15 protein-coding genes are annotated in these 17,697 nt (G+C 68.1%); 4 read left to right on the top strand and 11 right to left on the bottom strand.

Annotated elements, in window-relative coordinates:
- The first annotated feature begins 23 nt into the window (after positions 1-23).
- Positions 24-1,598 (top strand): aldehyde dehydrogenase (NADP(+)), encoded by a 1,575-nt coding sequence (locus P7B02_RS11095; protein WP_277786406.1) that lies wholly within the window; start codon positions 24-26, stop codon positions 1,596-1,598.
- Here P7B02_RS11095 and P7B02_RS11090 read toward each other — a convergent pair.
- The 3 genes from P7B02_RS11090 to P7B02_RS11080 all read right to left on the bottom strand — a co-directional run bounded on the left by P7B02_RS11090 (position 1,588) and on the right by P7B02_RS11080 (position 4,357).
- Complete coding sequence (locus P7B02_RS11090) at positions 1,588-2,454, bottom strand: SMP-30/gluconolactonase/LRE family protein (protein ID WP_277786405.1); 867 nt, start codon at positions 2,452-2,454, stop codon at positions 1,588-1,590. The two genes, P7B02_RS11095 and P7B02_RS11090, sit on opposite strands and share 11 nt — an antisense overlap.
- A gap of 62 nt (positions 2,455-2,516) precedes the next feature.
- Entirely contained in the window at positions 2,517-3,512 is a 996-nt protein-coding gene (locus P7B02_RS11085; protein WP_277786698.1) for a P1 family peptidase, read from the bottom strand.
- Positions 3,512-4,357 carry an aldose 1-epimerase gene (locus P7B02_RS11080; RefSeq protein ID WP_277786404.1) on the bottom strand — a complete coding sequence of 282 codons (846 nt, stop codon included), beginning with the start codon at positions 4,355-4,357 and terminating at the stop codon, positions 3,512-3,514. Before P7B02_RS11080 ends, P7B02_RS11085 begins: the two co-directional genes overlap by 1 nt.
- Before the next feature lie 131 nt (positions 4,358-4,488).
- On the opposite strand from P7B02_RS11080, the gene P7B02_RS11075 reads away from it, so the two are divergent.
- From P7B02_RS11075 to mazG, 3 genes are all read left to right on the top strand, one after another.
- Positions 4,489-4,983, top strand: coding sequence for a hypothetical protein (locus P7B02_RS11075; RefSeq protein WP_277786403.1), 495 nt, complete (start codon positions 4,489-4,491; stop codon positions 4,981-4,983).
- Positions 4,984-5,090: 107 nt separating this feature from the next.
- Positions 5,091-6,482 carry an MFS transporter gene (locus P7B02_RS11070; RefSeq protein WP_277786402.1) on the top strand — a complete coding sequence of 464 codons (1,392 nt, stop codon included), beginning with the start codon at positions 5,091-5,093 and terminating at the stop codon, positions 6,480-6,482.
- Positions 6,457-7,275 (top strand): nucleoside triphosphate pyrophosphohydrolase, encoded by an 819-nt coding sequence (gene mazG / locus P7B02_RS11065; RefSeq protein ID WP_277786401.1) that lies wholly within the window; start codon positions 6,457-6,459, stop codon positions 7,273-7,275. Before P7B02_RS11070 ends, mazG begins: the two co-directional genes overlap by 26 nt.
- A 569-nt stretch (positions 7,276-7,844) precedes the next feature.
- On the opposite strand, the gene hflX is transcribed toward mazG, so the two are convergent.
- The 8 genes from hflX to dusB form a co-directional block, all read right to left on the bottom strand.
- Complete coding sequence (gene hflX, locus P7B02_RS11060; protein WP_277786400.1) at positions 7,845-9,167, bottom strand: GTPase HflX; 1,323 nt, start codon at positions 9,165-9,167, stop codon at positions 7,845-7,847.
- Positions 9,164-9,412 (bottom strand): RNA chaperone Hfq, encoded by a 249-nt coding sequence (gene hfq / locus P7B02_RS11055; RefSeq protein WP_269713344.1) that lies wholly within the window; start codon positions 9,410-9,412, stop codon positions 9,164-9,166. Before hfq ends, hflX begins: the two co-directional genes overlap by 4 nt.
- A 121-nt stretch (positions 9,413-9,533) precedes the next feature.
- Positions 9,534-10,397: a D-amino-acid transaminase gene (locus P7B02_RS11050; RefSeq protein WP_277786399.1), complete on the bottom strand. Its 864-nt coding sequence runs from the start codon at positions 10,395-10,397 to the stop codon at positions 9,534-9,536.
- Positions 10,397-11,788, bottom strand: a complete 1,392-nt coding sequence (locus tag P7B02_RS11045) for a sigma-54-dependent transcriptional regulator (RefSeq protein ID WP_277786398.1) — start codon at positions 11,786-11,788, stop codon at positions 10,397-10,399. The genes P7B02_RS11050 and P7B02_RS11045 overlap by 1 nt, the downstream gene beginning before the upstream one ends.
- Positions 11,785-14,028, bottom strand: coding sequence for a sensor histidine kinase NtrY-like (locus tag P7B02_RS11040; protein ID WP_277786397.1), 2,244 nt, complete (start codon positions 14,026-14,028; stop codon positions 11,785-11,787). Before P7B02_RS11040 ends, P7B02_RS11045 begins: the two co-directional genes overlap by 4 nt.
- Before the next feature lie 90 nt (positions 14,029-14,118).
- Positions 14,119-15,537 (bottom strand): sigma 54-interacting transcriptional regulator, encoded by a 1,419-nt coding sequence (locus P7B02_RS11035; protein WP_277786396.1) that lies wholly within the window; start codon positions 15,535-15,537, stop codon positions 14,119-14,121.
- 12 nt (positions 15,538-15,549) lie between these two features.
- Entirely contained in the window at positions 15,550-16,644 is a 1,095-nt protein-coding gene (locus P7B02_RS11030; RefSeq protein ID WP_277786395.1) for a two-component system sensor histidine kinase NtrB, read from the bottom strand.
- Positions 16,641-17,648, bottom strand: coding sequence for a tRNA dihydrouridine synthase DusB (gene dusB, locus P7B02_RS11025; protein ID WP_277786394.1), 1,008 nt, complete (start codon positions 17,646-17,648; stop codon positions 16,641-16,643). The genes P7B02_RS11030 and dusB overlap by 4 nt, the downstream gene beginning before the upstream one ends.
- Positions 17,649-17,697 lie beyond the last annotated feature (49 nt).

Genomic DNA, 17,697 nt, shown 5'->3' with positions numbered 1-17,697 from the left:
AGCCTACCCAGGAGCCTGCCCCAATGACAATCGCCGGAAACCTCTTGATCGGCGCGACCGCCGTGCGCGGCTCGAACGGTGAAATCCGCGGCGTCGAGGCGGCCACTGGCGCGGCTATGGAGCCGGCCTTCGGCGGCGCGACCACGGCCGACCTGGAAAAGGCTGCCGCCCTGGCTGAGGCCGCCTTCGACACCTATCGCGAAACCAGCCTCGAAGACCGCGCCAAGTTCCTGGAGGCGATCGCCCAGAACATCCTCGACCTGGGCGACGACCTGATCGTCCGCGCCATGGCCGAGACGGGCCTGCCGCGCGGCCGCCTGGAAGGCGAGCGCGGCCGCACCGTCGGCCAGCTGCGCCTGTTCGCCGGCGTCGTGCGTGACGGCGGCTTCCTCGATGTGCGCATCGACAAGGCACTGCCGGATCGCGCTCCGGCGCCGCGCCCCGACCTGCGCCTGCGCAACATCGCCGTCGGCCCGGTGGCCGTGTTCGGCGCCAGCAACTTCCCCCTCGCCTTCTCGGTGGCCGGCGGCGACACCGCCTCGGCCCTGGCGGCGGGTTGCCCGGTGATCGTGAAGGCGCACTCGGCCCACCCCGGCACCTCGGAGCTGGTGGGCCTGGCGGTCCAGAAGGCCGTCGCCGATTGCGGCCTGCCGGAAGGCGTTTTCTCCCTGCTGTTCGACAGCGGCCGTGACGTGGGCCAGGGCTTGGTCGCCGACGCCCGCATCAAGGCCGTGGGCTTCACCGGCTCGCGCGGGGGCGGCACGGCGCTGATGAAGATCGCCGCCGCTCGTGCGGAGCCGATTCCGGTCTATGCCGAGATGAGCAGCATCAACCCCGTCATCCTGTTCCCGAACGCCCTGGCGGCGCGCGGCGAAGCGATCGGCAAGGCCTTCGTCGGTTCACTGACCCTGGGCGCAGGCCAGTTCTGCACCAACCCCGGCCTGATCCTGGCTGTCGAAAGCGCCGGCCTGGACGCGTTCGTCAACGCCGCGGCTGAAGCTCTGACCGGCGCCGCCGCTCAGACCATGCTGACCCCCGGCATTCACAAGTCCTACTGCTCGGGCGTCGAGGCTCTGTCCAAGCATGCCGAGGTGACCACGGTGGCGCGCGGCCTGGCCGGCGAAACCCATCAGGGCCAGGCGGCGCTGTTCTCGACCACGGGCGCGGCGTTCCTGGCCAACCACGATCTGCAGGAAGAAGTGTTCGGCTCCTCGTCGCTGGTCGTGCGCTGCAAGGACGAGGCGGAGCTGCGCAAGGTGCTCGCCGCCCTAGAGGGTCAGTTGACGGCGGCCATCCACATCGACGCCGCCGACCATGACGCCGCCCGCGCCCTGCTGCCCGTTCTGGAGCGCAAGGTCGGCCGCATCCTGGTCAACGGCTTCGGCACCGGCGTCGAGGTCTCGCACGCCATGGTCCACGGCGGTCCGTTCCCGGCCACGTCCGACTCGCGCACCACCTCGGTGGGCAGCCTGGCGATCGCGCGCTTCCTGCGTCCGGTCAGCTATCAGGATATCCCGGCAGATCTGCTGCCGGCGGCCCTGAAGGACGAGAACCCCTACGGCCTGTGGCGTCGCCTGGAAGGCTCGCTCACCCGTTGAACGAAGACTGAGGAAGGCCCGGCGTCCCGACCTGGAAGCTGAACAAGCCTCCGGCCAGGGGCTGGGCCTTCCGCTCCTCGGCGGACAAACCCTTGAAGGCGGTCGTCGCATAGACCGTCTTCAAGTCCGGCCCGCCGAAAGCGATCTTGGTGACGTTCGCCACCGGCAGCTTCACGAAGTCGATCAACTCGCCCTTGGGCGAATAGCGCCGCGCGCCCCAGCCGGCGAAGAGACCCGTCCAGACACAACCCTCTGCGTCGACAGCCGGGCCGTCGGGATAGCCCGCGCCATCCTCGATCTGAGCGAACACGCGCTTGTTCGACAGCCCACCTTCTTCATCCAGATCAAAGGCGTAGAGCGTCTTCTTCAAAGTATCTGTGTGATAGAGCGTGCGCCCGTCAGGGCTGACGGTCGGACCGTTTGTGATGCAGTAGCCGTCGTCGCAGCGGACGAGGTTCGCGCCGTCGAAGCGATAGAGCGCGCCGGTCAGGTCGGTCTCGCCGTCATGCATGGACCCGAACCACAGGCGGCCGTGCGCATCGACGAAGCCGTCATTCAGACGGTTGCCCAGCTCCGGCGGCTCGACCCGGGCGACTAGGCTGAAGGCGCCGCTGCCCGGATCGAAATGGTGCAGGCCCGTCTTGAGGCCGGCAATCCAGCCGCCGGCCTTGCGCGGCGCGATGAAGCCCGGCTGATCCGGCGCCGCCCAGGTGTCCCGACGGCCGGTCGCGGGTTCGAAGCGATGGATGTTCTTCTTCTTGATATCGACGAACCAGACCGCGTTCTGGCCCGCCATCCACACCGGGCCCTCGCCGAGTTCCGCCTCGACCGCCCATACGCACTGAACATCCGTCATTCTTGATTTCGGCCGTGGGCCGCTCCCTGGCGGCAGTGGTAAGATATCCGAACGACGGTCGTCTAGCCTTTGCGGGCCTCGTGAACGCCTCGCGCAATGGCGCGCGCCAGACAGTCCGCCGCCGCCGAGCCCAGGCGCGCCACGGCCAGATGACGCGAGCCGGCCTCACCCAGGCTCTGCTCGCCGCTGGCCACCGCAAAAACGGTGTCGCCGTCGAAGGGCGTATGCACCGGCCGGATGGAGCGAGCCAAGCCGTCCTGCGCCATGATCGCCAGACGTCTGCACTCGACGGTGCTCAAATCGGCGTTCACCGCCACCACGGCGATCGTCGTGTTGGCGCCGGCCTGCAGCCGCCCCATCCGGGCCAGCTTGGTGTCATCCGGAATAGGGCTAGGCGCCGGCATGGCGCCCGCAGGACGACGACCGCCGAACTCTCCATCCAGCTCGAACGGCCAGGCCCAGAAGGTCTCGCCATCTGGCATATAGACCGAACCCGCCGGATTGACGGCGACCAGCGCGCCGACAACCAGGCCGTCTCCAAGATCGACCGACGCCGATCCCAGCCCGCCAGCGACAAGGCCCGCCATGGCCCCTCGCCCAGCGCCAGTCGAGCCGAGATCAAACCGGACGCCAGCGGTGTCAACCGTCTCCAGTCCAAGTCGCCGATAGGGCGGCTCCAGCCCCCAGGCCTTGTCGCCGTCATTGCCGAGGTCATGCAGCACAGCGGCCGGCACGATGGGGATCGCCGGCGAGTGCGATTGCAGGCGCAGGCCCACGTTTCGGTGGGATAGGCCCGTCGCGACGCCATCGGCTGCTGCAAGGCCAAAGACCGAGCCGCCGGTCAGCACGACGGCGTGCGCCGCGCCGACCAGGTTTTCCGGCGACAGGGTGTCGGTCTCCCGCACGCCAGGACCGCCGCCGCGTACATCCACGGCCGCCTTCCATAGACCGCCGCAGAACAGGGTCGTGACGCCCGTGGCCGCGGCTTCGTCGACGGCGTTGCCGACCGTGAAGCCGGGTACGTCCGTGATCAGGTTGAGCGGGCCCGGGCGCATGATCAGCGCACCGAAAGCCACATGGAGACGGTCATGCCCTCCCCCGGCGCGAGGATCTGGAGGCCGCTGTCATCGCCATTGAACGGATCCGGACGATTGCTGACCGGCTCCACGCAGACGAAGCCGCCGCCGACCGGGGCGAAGACGTGAAGCCAGCGGCAGTTGGACGAAGCCTCCAGTCGCACAGGTTTGGGCGCAAGGCCTGTCAGCACAGCCTCGCCGCCCCAGTCGGTGTAGCTGTTGTCCACGAAGGTCCCGCTATCGACCTGAGCGCCACTGCGCCAGTCCGGCCCCCAGTCCAGGGGACGCCAGTCCGTCGGCATGACCTCTTCGTCGATCATCCAGACGCCCCGCACATCGGCCTGAAGGCGCGTCCCCGCGGGCGCCGGGAAAGCTGGATGAAAGCCCAGGCCAGCGGGCATCGCGCGGGCGTCGGTGTTGGTCAGGGTCGCGGTCTGCACCAGTCCATTCTCGGTCAGGCTGATGGTCTGAACCACCTCGTAGCGCCAGGGCCAGTCGCCTGGTGTGTGTTCGTAGGCCAGCTCTAGCGCCGTCGATGTCTGTGCGATGACACGCCAGGGCTGCCGCCAGGCTTGGCCGTGCAAGGCATGAGGTTGATCGCCGAGGTTCGGCGGCAGGCGTACAGCCTGTCCGTCGAAGACGAACGCGCCATCGCGGATACGATTGCAGAAGGGGGCCAGCACAAAGTTGCCCATCTGCAGGACATCGTCCGCGTCCGCAGGAGTCGGGCGCAAGATGTCGTAGCCGTCCCACCGGAAGGCGGTGACGCCGGCGCCGAGTTCGGGCCGGACTTCGACCTCGCCACGTTCGTTCGCCAATCGGATCAAGGCCGCCTCCCCGCACTCAAGGCATCGGACCCTAGCCAGCCCGTCCAGCCTCGCCAACCCGCCGGGGAAATTTCAATATGCAGTTTTTACTAAACATGCATATGATGCCTTAGAACGAGAGGAGAGCCGTCATGCGCGCCTTCGCCGCCACCCTGGTTTTCACCGCCTTCACCGCCGGCGCCGCGCTTGCCGCCCCGGTGTCGGAAATCACCGTCTCCATCGGGCCCGAATTGGCCAAGAAGACGCCGGAGCTCGGCGCCCGGGAGCTCGACGATCTGAGAGGCGACCTGAAGCGCACCGTCGAACGCGAACTGGAGCGCGCCGGGCAATTGAACCCGCAAGGCGGCCGCCTGGACCTGGTCATCGCCGACGCAAGGCCCAACCGTCCGACCATGCAGCAGATGGCCCGCACGCCTGGCCTCTCCTACCAGAGCTTCAGCATCGGCGGCGCTTCGGTGACCGGCTCCTACAGCGCTCCTGGCGGCGCCAGCACGCCTGTCTCGTACAGCTGGTATGAGAACGACATCCGGGAAGCCTGGTGGCGCGGGACCTGGGGCGACGCCAACCGCGCCTTCGACCGCTTCGCCAGCAAGTTCGCCAAGGGTGAAACCCTGGCGGCCAAGTAGGCTGTCGCAAACTTATCAAGAGTCACCCTTGTCAGAGCGCTTGCCTCGGTCTCTGATCGTGGCGAGGAAACGATTTTCGAGCCCGAATGGGCCGACGGGGTGAACACATGCAGAGCCAACGACGCTCGTCCTGGGTCATGGCCGCCTATGCGGCCCCATCCCTTCCCCTCGCCGCGCTTGGCCTGCCGCTCGTCGTCTATCTGCCGAACCATTACTCCGCGAGCCTGGGCCTGAGCGTCAGCGCCGTCGGGGCGGCGTTCCTGCTAGTTCGCCTGATCGACATCATCTTTGACCCGATCTTCGGGACCATACTGGACCGCACGCGCTGGCAGGCGGGGCGGTTCCGTCCGTGGTTGAGCATCGGCGCACCGATGATCATGCTGGCCACCTGGATGCTGTTCATGGCGCAGCCAGGGGTTGGGCTGGGCTACCTTTGGCTGTGGCTCTGCGTCCTCTACGGCGGCTACTCGATCTGCATCCTGTCGCACAGCGCCTGGGGCTCGACCCTGTCGGAGGACTATAACGAGCGCTCGCGCATCTATGCCTGGTGGCAGAGCGGCAACGTGGTCGGGATGATCCTGGTGCTGATGTTGCCCGTGGCCCTGACCGCGATCCCGCAGGCCACGATCCGAGGCGTTCCGGCCATGGGCTGGTTCATCGTCCTGCTCATTCCGCTGGCGGTCGGCGTCGCCTTGTCGGCCGTGCCCGAACCGCGCCGCCCCGCGGCCGGCGAGGTCCACACCGTCAGCCTGAAAGCCTACTTCGACCTGATCCGACGGCCGACCATCGCCCGCATCCTGTTCGCGGACCTGCTTCTGCACATCGGCCCCGGTGTCGCCGGAGCCCTGTTCTTCTTCTATTTCGAACACATCAAGGGCTACTCGAAGACCGAGGCCGAGACCCTCCTGCTGATCTATTTCATCTCCGCCATCGTCGGGGCGCCCATCTGGGCCGTGGTCTCCAAGCGGATCGGCAAGCACAAGGCCCTGATCACCGCCGCCATCGTCTATGCCGCGGTCCAGTTCGCCATTCCGTTCGTGCCCAACACCGGCCTGCTCATGGCCTTGCCGTTCCTGGTCGCGGCGGGCCTGCCCTATTCGTCGGCAGGCGTCCTGCTTAGGGCCATGCTGGCGGACGCCGGCGACGAGGAGCGGCTGCGGACGGGCCAGGACCGGACGGGCACGCTCTATGCGATCCTCACCGGCACCATCAAGGTCGGCATGGCCCTGTCGGTGGGCAGTTTCATCATCCTCGGCTGGGTGGGCTTCAACGCCCAGAACCCCGCCGCCAGCGCTCCCCTCGCCCTGAAGGGCCTCGAGTGGATGTATGCCGCCCTGCCTGGCGGCTTCGCCCTGCTCGCGGCCTGGGTCCTGGCGCGCTATCCTCTGACCGAAGCCCGCCATGCGGAGATTCGCCAGAAGTTGGCGGAGATCGACCGCGCGGCTCCCGCAGCCCAGGTCTCCCCCGCCGCTCATGCCGTCCGATCTCCCGCCGAATGATCCCGCCGCTGCGATCGAGCAACTGATCCAGATCATGGCCCGCCTGCGTGACCCGCAGGGCGGCTGCCCCTGGGACCTGGAGCAGACCTTCACCACCATCGCGCCCTATACAGTGGAGGAGGCCTACGAGGTCGCCGACGCCATCGAGCGCGGCGACCTGACCGACCTTCGCGACGAGCTGGGCGACCTGCTGCTGCAGGTGGTGTTCCATTCGCGCATGGCCGAAGAGCAAGGCGCCTTCGACTTCGCCCAGGTGGCGGCCTCGATCAGCGACAAGATGCTGCGTCGGCATCCTCACGTCTTCGGCGATCACGCCTATGACGACGTGGAGGATCAGAAGGCGGGATGGGAGACCATCAAGGCCGCCGAGCGCGCCGCCAAGAAGAAGGGCGGCGTGCTGGACGATGTGCCCGCCGGCCTGCCCGCCCTGACCCGGGCCGTAAAGCTGACCAAACGCGCCGCCCGCGTCGGCTTCGACTGGCCCTCCACCCGCGAGGTGCTCGACAAGTTGCGCGAGGAGACCGCCGAACTGGAGGTGGAGATCGAGGCCGGCGATCACGCCAAGGCCCGCGAGGAGATGGGCGACCTGCTGTTCGTGGTCGCCAACCTGGCCCGCAAGCTGGATGTGGAGCCGGAAGACGCCCTGCGCGCTACCAACGCCAAGTTCGCCCGCCGCTTCGCCTTCATCGAGGCCGAGCTGGCCAAGGGCGGCCGCACGCCTGACCAGTCGGATCTGGCCGAGATGGACGGCCTGTGGAACGCGGCCAAGGCCGCCGAGAAGGCGAAAGCCTAGGCCGATCGGCGCACGAAAGCCTCCCCATGGGAAATCCCATGAGGTTGGAAGGGCGGCGGAGCGGCCTGACCTGCGTCAGGCGGTGGGACTTAGGCGTGCCGGTTCGACGTGGGTCTTTCCGCTCCGCGCGATCGTGTCTGGGGGCTCCTCGAGAGGACTTACAAATCTCCGAGCAAAGGCCCTGACGGGCGGGCCTCCTCCAGCGAGGAGGTCCCGGACCGCGTGGACGCCGGGGTTCCACGCCTGCGACATCCGACGGGGCCGTAAGGCGCGCCCGCCGGAGCGCTTCCCGCTCGACCGCATCCCCGTCACAACCGGCGCTGGCCGAGCGCCCTTCCCGTGACGGGGACGGGGGGAAGAGTACGGGAGGTGGAATGGGGGCGGATAACTCTTCCCCTCCCCACTTGTGGGGAGAGGTTGGGTGAGGGGTCTTGCGACGGTTCCGCTTGCAGCGCCTTGCCCGCTGAACCTCAGCGCCCCCTCACCCTTACCTCTCCCCCAAAGGGGGCGAGGGGATAGGCGGGCCCAGTCACGACGCCTCCCCCGCTTCGCAGGGGAGGAGATCCGATCTAGTCAACCGCCTCGCTCAAGCGGACATCCGGGAACAGGCGCTCGAACCGTCCTCTTGCCTGGGCGTCGAGGCGGGCGGAGACATTCACGCCGCCGTCCTCATCCGCCTCCCGCGCCTCCACCCGGCCGTTGCGATAGAGCCAGGCCAGAGCCTCGCCCTCGCTGGCGGACAGATGGATGGTGATGGCCGGCACGTCGTCCACGAGCGTGGCCAGCCGTTCCAGCAAAGCCTCGCAACCCTCGCCAGTGACGGCGGAGACGGCGTGGGCGCCATTGCGGATCGCCTTGGCGACCAGGGAGACGCGGTCGTCATGGTCGGTGACCAGATCGACCTTGTTCCACACCTCGATGATCGTGCGTCCGGCCTCGGCGGTGACGTCGAGCTCCTTGAGCACGCCTTCCACGTCGCGGCGTTGGGCCTCGGTGTCGGGGCCGGCGATGTCGCGGACGTGCAGGACGATGTCGGCCTCCTGCACCTCCTCCAGGGTGGCCCGGAAGGCTTCGACCAGTTCGTGCGGCAGGTCGGAGATGAAGCCCACGGTGTCCGACAGGATCGCGGGCCGCCCATCCGGCAGCTTCACGGTCCGCAAGGTCGGGTCCAGGGTCGCGAACAGCATGTCCTGCGCCAGGACCTTGGCCTCGGTCAGGCGGTTGAACAGGGTCGACTTGCCCGCGTTCGTGTATCCGACCAGGGCGATGGTCGGATACGGGACCTTCTTGCGCGCCGAACGGTGGAGCGAACGGGTGCGGCGCACCTCGATCAGCTCCTTCTTCAGCTTGGCGATGCGGTCGGCGATCAGGCGGCGGTCGAGTTCGATCTGGGTTTCACCCGGACCGCCGGTTGAGCCGGTGCCGCCCCTTTGCCGCTCAAGGTGGGTCCAGGTGCGGACCAGGCGCGAGCGCTCGTAGTTGAGCCGCGCCAGCTCCACCTGCAGCCGGCCTTCACGCGTGCGGGCCCGTCGGCCGAAGATCTCGAGGATCAGGCCCGTGCGGTCGATGACCTTCACGTTCCACGCCTTTTCGAGATTGCGCTGCTGCACCGGCGTGAGCTGGTCGTCGACGACGACGGCGTCGAGCTCCTCGGCCTCGCAGATGCCGCCGATCTCCTCGACCTTGCCCTTGCCGAACAGAGTCGCGGGAGTATGGCCGCGGATCGGAGCGATCAGCGTTTCACGAACGTCGAGGTCGAGCGCCAGCGCAAGGCCGACCGCCTCTTCCAGACGGGCCTGGGGATCGCGGGCGCCGCTGTCGGACGCCCGCACGGGATGCACCACCAGCGCCGTGATGACCGGCGCGCTGTGATCTATGAATTTACTGGTCAATCGTCTTGGTCAGGGCCCGGCTCGTAGAGCTGCACAGGCGCGGAAGGCATGATGGTGGAGATGGCGTGCTTGTAGACAAGCTGGCTTTGGCCATCGCGGCGCAGCAGCACGCAGAAGTTATCGAACCAGCTGACGACACCCTGCAGCTTCACGCCGTTCACCAGGAAGATGGTCAGCGGCGTCTTCGACTTGCGCACGCTGTTCAGGAAGGTGTCCTGAAGGTTCTGTTTCTTTTCGTTCGACATCGGGGTTTTCCCTCTTATTGGCCGGAGAGCACGACGCCCTCCACACACGCACAGTTGATGCTAGGCCGCCGAAAGGAGGCCCGGCAATAGTCATAATTCGACAGCGTTGTCGGATTGATGATCAGATCGCGGTTTCGCGAGCCCGCTGGATATAGAGCGCCCGAAGCTTCGTCGCCAGTGGGCCGACCTTGCCATCCCCAACCGGTTTGCCGTCGATGCTGATGATGGGCGAGACCAGACTGCCCGCCCCGCTGATGAAGCACTCGCGCGCGGCCTGCGCCTCGGCCACGGTGAAGGGGCGTTCGTTCACCTTCAGGCCCTGGTCCGCCATGACCTGCAGCAAGGTGCCGCGCGTGACGCCGCGAAGGATGTTGGCCTGGGTGTCGCGGGTGCGCAGCGAGCCGTCCTGATCGACGATCCAGGCGTTGCTGGACGCCCCCTCGGTGACGAAGCCGAGCTCGTCCACGAAGAAGGCCTCCAACGCGCCCTGCTCCCGCGCCGCCTGCTTGGCCAGGGCGTTGGGCAGCAGGCCGATGGTCTTGATGTCGCAACGGCCCCAGCGGTTCTCGGGCACGGTGACGGCGGTGAAACCCTTTGCGGCCTTCGCCTCCGACACGACCCGGTCGACGGGGCGGATGGTCGCCGTCACAGCCGGCGCCACCTCGGGGTTCGGGAAGGCGTGATCACGGCGCGCGACGCCGCGGGTGACCTGCAGGTACAGCAGGCCTTCCTTGATCCGGTTCTTGCGGATCACTTCGCGCAGCACGGCGGTCAGGGCCGCGCGGCTCATGGGGTGAGCGATGCGCAACTCGTCCAGGCTGCGCCACAGGCGGGTGAAGTGGCCTTCCGGATCAGCGAGCTTGCCGTCCATCACCGCCCAGACCTCGTACACGCCGTCGGACAGCTGATAGCCTCGATCCTCGATATGAACCGCAGCGTCCCGGTGGCGCACGAAGGCGCCGTTCACATAGGCGTATCTGGACATCAGTCTTCTTCGTCTTCGCCCGCGCGCGAACCGGCCACGCCCAGGGACTTCAGCTTGCGGTGCAGGGCCGACCGCTCCATGCCGATGAAGGCGGCCGTGCGCGAGATGTTTCCGCCGAAGCGCATGATCTGCGCGTTCAGATATTCACGCTCGAACAGCTCCCGCGCCTCGCGCAGCGGCAGGGCGATGATCCGCTCGGCGCCGATGGCGCCGGCCTGGGCGCCGGTGGCCACCTCCGTCGGCAGCATCTCGGCGGTGATGGCCTCGGCCGGATCGCCGGAGGCCAGGATCAGCATCCGCTCGACGTTGTTGCGCAGCTGGCGGACGTTGCCCGGCCAGTCATGGACCTGCAGCGTCGCCATGGCGTCGTCGCCCAGGCGGCGCTTGGGCATGCCGGTGGCCTCGCTGATCCTCTCGATGAAGAAGTTCACCAGCTCCGGAATGTCCTCGCGGCGCTCGGCGAGGCCGGGCACACGGACGGGCACCACGTTCAGACGGTGGAACAGATCTTCCCGGAACCGGCCGGCGTCGATCTCGGCGCGCAGATCGCGGGAGCTGGACGACACCACGCGCACGTCCACCTGGACGTCCGCGTCACCGCCGACCCGCCGGAAACGTTGCTCGACCAGGACGCGCAGAATGCGGCTCTGGGTCTCGCGCGGCATGTCCGCCACTTCGTCGAGGAACAGGGTGCCGCCGTGGGCGCGCTCGAAAACCCCGATCTTGCGCGGACGACCGCCCTCGCCTTCCTCGCCGAACAGCTCGATGTCCATGCGCTCGGGCGCCATGCCGGCGGCGCTGAGAGCCACGAACTCGCTGCGCGAACGCGGGCTGTTCTCGTGGATCAGGCGGGCGGCCAGCTCCTTGCCGGCGCCTGACGGGCCCGAGATGAGGATGCGGCTGTTGGCGGGCGCCACCTTGGTGATCAACTGGCGAAGCGACTGCGCCGCCGCCGACTTCCCGATCAAGCCGTCCGGCGTCAACGACTGGGCGCGCAGGCGGCGGTTCTCGCGGCGGAGGTTCGCCGCCTCCAGCGCCCGCTCAACCACCAGGATCAGGCGGTCCGACTTGAACGGCTTCTCCAGGAACTCGTAGGCGCCGCGCTTGATGGCGCTGACCGCGGTCTCGATGTTGCCGTGGCCGCTGATCATGATCACCGGCAGATCCTGGTCGAGGGTCTTGATCAGGTCGAGCAGCTCCAGCCCGTCCATGCCGCCGCCCTGCATCCAGATGTCGAGCACCAGGACGTTCGGCTTGCGCGCCCGGATCGCGGCCAGGGCCGCCTCGGAGTCCGCCGCCGTGCGCACCGCGTAACCTTCGTCGGACAGGATGCCCGCCACGAGTTCGCGGATGTCCGCCTCGTCATCAACAACCAGAACGTCAGCGCTCATGCGCTCTCCTTCAGATCGGCTCCGCCGTTACGCGGCGCAGCTTGGGTTTGTGCGGACGCGGGAAAGCGCAGGATCGCCCGCGCTCCTCGTCCATGTCCGGCGTCGGTGAGGACAAGGTCGCCCCCGTGGTCCTCAAGCACGCGCTTGACGATGGCCAGGCCGAGGCCCGTGCCCTTCTCGCGCGTGGTCACGTAGGGCTCCGTCAATCGGTCACGGTCTTTAGTCGGCAAGCCGACCCCGTTGTCCTCGATGACGAAGCAGAAGGAAGAACTGTCAGCGTGCATCTCAGCGACGATTCGGCCTTTCAAATCGTTATCTTCGGCGCGGCGGGCTGACACCGCCTCAGCCGCGTTCTTCAGGATGTTGGTCAGGGCCTGCCCCACCATGCGCGCGTCGCAGATCAGGGCGCCCGCGGGCAGGTTCTCGACGATCTCGATCTCGATGTCCGGGTTGGCCACGCGCTGGGCGAAGACGGTCTCGCGCAGCAGCTCTAGCGGATCCGCGGGGGCGAACTTCGGCGCCGGCATCCGGGCGAAGGCGCTGAACTCGTCCACCATCCGGCCGATGTCGCCCACCTGGCGGATGATCGTTTCGGTGCAGCGGTCGAAGGTCTCCACGTCCTGCGTCACGTCCTTGCGGTACTTCCGGCGCAACCGCTCGGCCGACAGCTGGATCGGCGTCAGCGGGTTCTTGATCTCGTGGGCGATGCGGCGCGCCACGTCTTTCCACGCCGCGTTGCGCTGGGCGGCCACCAGGCGGGTGATGTCGTCAAAGGTCAGGACCAGGCCGCCGTCGCCGCCGGAGGCCCGCACGCGCAGACGCCGGGTGTCGGCGCCGCGGATCACGTCCACCTCGGCCTCGACGTCCACGCCGCTGCTCATGGCCTCCTGCGCCAGGGGCGTCAGCTCAGGCGCGGCTTCGGCCAGGCTGCGGCCGGCCGCCGCCGCGTCGATGCCCAGAAGCACCGCCGCCTGACGATTGAGCGCCGAGATGCGGCCCTTGCCGTCCAGACCCAGCACCCCGGCGCTGACGCCGGACAGCACGGCCTCCATGAACTGACGACGCTCCTCGGCCTCGTAGCCGGCGGCGATCAAGGCCTCCTGCTGATCCTTAAGATCAGCCGTCATCTGATTGAAAGCGTTGGACAAGGCGCGGATCTCATCAGGCCCCCGCTCCACCGCCACCCGGGCCGATAGGTCGCCGGCCGACACCCGGCCCGCCGCTTGCACCAGACGCGCCACCGGGCCCGCAATCGAGTTGGCGGCGGCGATCCCGAGCCACACCGCGCCGACCAGCAGCAGCAAGGCCGTCTCGCCATAGCTCAAGGCGAAAGCCGCCTGCAGGCGCGCACGGCTGCTCGCCGCCTCCCGATAGGAGGCCAGGGACTCCATGGTCTCGCGCAGGTGGTTCAGGATGCCCCGATCCACCGGACGGACGACGTACAGGTAGCCATCAGGGAAGGCCCGCAACCGATAGAGCGCGCGGAACAGGTCGGCGCTGTAGAACTGCTGGGCGGAGATGACCCCCTCGTCCGCGCCGGCGAAGCTTGTGCGCGGCGGCGCCAGGAACGGCGGCGCGCCCTCGCCTTCCGCCCTGGCCAGGATGCGGCCGTCGGCGTCCAGCACATAGGCGGCGGTGAAGCCGTTGTCCGCCGTCTCCGACGCCAGGAAGTGGCTGAAGGCCACCGGCGAATGCGTGATGGCCGGCGCGGCGTTGTTCAGGCTGGCCGCCATCAGCATCACGTGGTCGCTGATGTAGGTCTTCTGCTCCTCCACATAGGAACGGGCCACGGTGGCGGAGTTCTCGACGACGGTCTGAACCCGACGGCTGAACCAGTCCTCCACGCCCCGGTTCACCAGCACCCCGAAGAACAGGGCGACGATGACCGCCGGCGCCACGGCGGCGGCGGAGAACAGGGCGACGAAGCGCAGGTGCAGGCGCGCGCCGGCGTCGCTGGACCGCATGCCGATCAGATGCAGCACCCGCCAGCCCACGAAGGCGGCTAGGCCGAGGATCAGGATCAGGTTCAGGCCGAGGACGACCAGGATCAGATTGATCGCGGGATCGACCGGTCCGCTGGTCGGCGGCGAAGACGCCAGCAGGACGCCCGTGACGGTCAGGCTGGCCGCCAAGGCATAGCCGCCGCCCAGCAGATAGCGCGAACGGGAGAGCCGCCTCAGCCCGCGTCCGAAAGCGGGCGGCGCGAACCCTGACCAGGAAAGGCGGCCGAACAAAGCCATGAAACGCACACTAGAGGCGGGTGTGGCCCATGTTCAACAGCTATGTGGCCGAACTGCGCCATTCCCGGATTAAGCTTGTTTAATCAGGCCTCAGCGGCGACCGCGGGCCATCTCCACACCCAGATCCTGGATCTTCTTGCGCAGGGTGTTGCGGTTCAGGCCCAGGATCTCGGCGGCCCGCACCTGATTCCCCCGCGTCGCCGACAGGGTCATCTGGATCAGCGGGCGCTCCACCTCCTCCAGGATGCGGTCATAGAGGCCGGGCTCCGGCAGACCATCCTGGTCGGCGAAGTGGCTGGCCAGGTGACGCTCGACCAGCATGGACAGGGTGACAGGCCCCTCCTCGCCCCGCACGGCAGGCGTCTGGTCCTGCAGCTCGCGCTCGATGATGCGGGCGCTGATCAGCTCTTCGGCATAGAGGGCGCAGATGCGGCGGACCAGGTTCTCCAGCTCGCGCACATTGCCCGGCCAGGCGTGGGTCTTGAGACGGTCGAGAGCGCCCTGGTCGATGGTCTTGGACGGCAGGCCTTCGCGGTTGGCCCGCAGCAGGAAGGCGCGCGCCAGATCCGGAATATCCTCCGTGCGGTCGCGCAGGGGCGGCAGACGCACGGGCGCGACGTTCAGGCGGAAGTACAGGTCTTCGCGGAACAGACCTTGCTGGATCAGGCTGCGCAGGTCGCGGTTCGTGGCGGCGATGACGCGGACATTCGGCCGACGGCCGGTCTTGGGATTCACCGCCGGCTCTGAGCCGTCGATCACACGAAGCAGACGGGTCTGGGCGTCCAGCGGCATGTCGCCGATCTCGTCCAGGAACAGGGTGCCGCCGTCGGCCTCGACCAGCTTGCCCAGATCGCCGTCGCCGCGGCCGAACAGCTCCGCCTCGACGCGCTCGCGGGGAACGGCGGCCAGGTTGATGACCACGAACTTGCCGTCACGACGACGGCCCAGCTCGTGCAGGGCGCGGGCGACCAGCTCCTTGCCGGTGCCGGACTCGCCCAGGATCAGCACGGTCAGATCAGCGCCCACCAGGCGGGCGATGGTCCGATAGACGTCCTGCATCGGGGCGGAACGGCCGATCAGCGGCAGGCGCTCGTCGCGCATGGCGCGGGCCTGGGCCTTGGACGCCTCGCTGTCCGCAGGTTTCGACAGGGCGCGACGCGCGGCGGCTGTCACATCATCCAGATCGAAGGGCTTGGAGACATATTCGAACGCCCCGGCGTCGGCGGCGCTCACCGCCGTCAGCAAGGTGTTCTGGCCGCTCATCACGATGACCGGCAGCTTGGGGCGCTCCTTGCGAATGCGCGGCAGCACGTCGAACACGTTCTCGTCCGGCATGACCACGTCAGTGACGACAAGGTCGCCCTCGCCGTCCGACACCCACTTCAGCAGGGTCGTGGCGTTGCCGGTCGCACGGACCTGATAGCCGAGACGCGTGAAGGCCTGGCTGAGCACCAGTCGGATCGAGGAGTCGTCGTCGGCGATCAGGATCTTCTTGGCGGAGGCGTTCATGCGTTTTCCAGACTAGGAAGCAACCGGGAGCAGGACGCGGAAGACCGTCCGGCCCGGTTCAGATTCGAAATCGATCAGGCCGCCATGGCTGGCGACCAACTTGGCGACCAAGGCCAGGCCGAGGCCCGCCCCATGGCTTTTGGTGCTGATGAAGGGCTGGAACAGCGCCTCGCGGATGGCGGGCGGCACGCCAGGACCATTGTCCTGGATGCGGACCTCCAGCGGCGCGCCCTTGGCCGTCCGGCCATCGGCGCCACGCACGCGCACGCCATGGCGATAGGCGGTGTAGATGGTGATCTCGCCCTGGCCGTCACGGCGCATATGGGCGGCTTCGGCGGCGTTCTTCACCAGGTTGAGGAAGATCTGGATCAGCTGATCCTCATCGCCCAGCACCGGCGGCAGCGAAGGATCGTAGGATTCCTTCAGGCCCAGGCCGTCGGCGACGCCGTTGGCGGCGAGCGCCCGCACGCGATCCAGAACCTGGTGAATGTTCACCGGCTGCAGATCCATCGGCGCGTCGTCTGCGAAGACGGTCATGCGGTCGACGAGGCGGCGGATGCGATCCGTCTCATCGACGATCAGCTGAGCCAACGGCGCGTCTTCGGCCGGCGCGCCGGTCTTCAGCAACTGCGCCGCGCCTCGGATGCCCGCGAGCGGGTTCTTGATCTCATGCGCCAACATGCGGCCGAGGCCGACGACCGAGCGCAGGCCGGCCGGGTCGCTCGAACGCTCGACGCCCAGTGCGCCGCGCACATGCAGGGTCAGAAGGACCGAGCCGTCGTCCAGCGGCGTCGCCGCGCCATCCGCCTCGAACGGCGGCTGGCCGAACAGGTTGACCACGATGCCGTGCTCGCGGACGCGGGTCTGTTCGTTGGCGGCGCGGTCGATCAGCATGACCAGATGGGATTCCGGCGGCAGGGCCGCCCGGAAGCGTCCACGCGCCAGCAAGGCCAGGCCCTGGCCGAACAGCGCCTCGGCCGCGTCGTTGACGGCCACCAGGGCGCCGTCAGGATCGATGACCAGCGAGGGTTCAGGGATCAGATCGAAGGCCGCGGCCTTCATGTCGGCGACCCGGGAGCCCAGAAGAGGACGCGCGCGCTCGGTCATGCGGCCAGCCTCCGATCGTCGCCGGTCCAGAGCGCGATGAGCGCCGCCTCGACCTCCGCCGCGCTTTCCAGCCGGCAGAGGCGGGCGCGCGCCTCACGACGCGCTTCGGGCGCTTCAGGCCAGGGCGCGGCTTCGATGTACGAGGCGAGATGCTTGCGGAACATCTTCAGGCCCAGGCGCTCGCCGTAGAAGCCGAGGCTTCCCCGGAAGTGGTCGAGCGCGATGGCGAGGCGCTGCTCCATGTCCGGCTCGACAAAGGCCTGACCGTCCAGTGCGGCCTCGATCGCGGCGCCGATCCACGGGCGGCCATAGACGCCCCGCCCGATCATCACGCCGTCAGCGCCAGAGGCCTGCAACGCCTGAGCGGCGGTGTCGCCGTCCATGATATCGCCGTTGACGATGACAGGAATGGACAGCTCATCCTTAACCGCCTTCACCGCCGACCAGTCGGCGGCGCCCTTGTAGAACTGGCACCGCGTGCGGCCGTGAACGGTCACCGCCTGGGCGCCGACCGCCTGGGCGCGCGAAGCGATCTCCGGCGCGTTCCGGGAGGCGTCGTCCCAACCAAGGCGCATCTTCACCGTGACCGGCACGTCCACCGCGTCCACGGCGGCGGCCACCAGGCTTTCGGCCAGATCCGGATCGCGCATCAGGGCCGAGCCGGAGGCCACGCCGGTGACTTCCTTGGCCGGGCAGCCGAAGTTCAGATCGATGATCTGGGCGCCGGCCTCGGCGGCCAGGCGCGCGCCCTCGGCCATGAAGACGGGGTCACGGCCGACAAGCTGCACGACCATCAGGGGCAAGCCCTCGCCCACCGCCGCGCGGCGCACGACATCGGGACGGCCACGGGCGAATTCGGCGCAAGCCACCATCTCCGTCGCCACGTAGCCGGCGCCGGCCTTCACGGCTGCAATGCGGAAAGGCAGGTCCGAAACGCCGGTCATCGGCGCGATCCAAACGCGCCCCGGAATATCGACTGAACCGACCTTGAGCGATTTGCTCATTTTATAAACATCCCCACCGCTCTGTTTTTAGGCAATTTGTGCAGCGCCG

The organism is Caulobacter segnis, from assembly GCF_029543125.1.
GTDB classification, from domain to species: domain Bacteria; phylum Pseudomonadota; class Alphaproteobacteria; order Caulobacterales; family Caulobacteraceae; genus Caulobacter; species Caulobacter segnis_D.
Note: the sequence above shows the minus strand (reverse complement) of the source record. Positions and strands in the feature narration are given on the sequence as shown.

Coding starts and splice junctions, on each gene's coding strand:
- P7B02_RS11040 (WP_277786397.1), bottom strand. CDS start 14,028: ATGGCTTTGTTCGGCCGCCTTTCCTGGTCAGGGTTCGCGCCGCCCGCT.
- P7B02_RS11035 (WP_277786396.1), bottom strand. CDS start 15,537: ATGAACGCCTCCGCCAAGAAGATCCTGATCGCCGACGACGACTCCTCG.
- P7B02_RS11070 (WP_277786402.1), top strand. CDS start 5,091: ATGCAGAGCCAACGACGCTCGTCCTGGGTCATGGCCGCCTATGCGGCC.
- P7B02_RS11075 (WP_277786403.1), top strand. CDS start 4,489: ATGCGCGCCTTCGCCGCCACCCTGGTTTTCACCGCCTTCACCGCCGGC.
- P7B02_RS11045 (WP_277786398.1), bottom strand. CDS start 11,788: ATGAGCGCTGACGTTCTGGTTGTTGATGACGAGGCGGACATCCGCGAA.
- mazG (WP_277786401.1), top strand. CDS start 6,457: ATGCCGTCCGATCTCCCGCCGAATGATCCCGCCGCTGCGATCGAGCAA.
- dusB (WP_277786394.1), bottom strand. CDS start 17,648: ATGAGCAAATCGCTCAAGGTCGGTTCAGTCGATATTCCGGGGCGCGTT.
- P7B02_RS11050 (WP_277786399.1), bottom strand. CDS start 10,397: ATGTCCAGATACGCCTATGTGAACGGCGCCTTCGTGCGCCACCGGGAC.
- hfq (WP_269713344.1), bottom strand. CDS start 9,412: ATGTCGAACGAAAAGAAACAGAACCTTCAGGACACCTTCCTGAACAGC.
- P7B02_RS11095 (WP_277786406.1), top strand. CDS start 24: ATGACAATCGCCGGAAACCTCTTGATCGGCGCGACCGCCGTGCGCGGC.
- P7B02_RS11030 (WP_277786395.1), bottom strand. CDS start 16,644: ATGACCGAGCGCGCGCGTCCTCTTCTGGGCTCCCGGGTCGCCGACATG.
- P7B02_RS11090 (WP_277786405.1), bottom strand. CDS start 2,454: ATGACGGATGTTCAGTGCGTATGGGCGGTCGAGGCGGAACTCGGCGAG.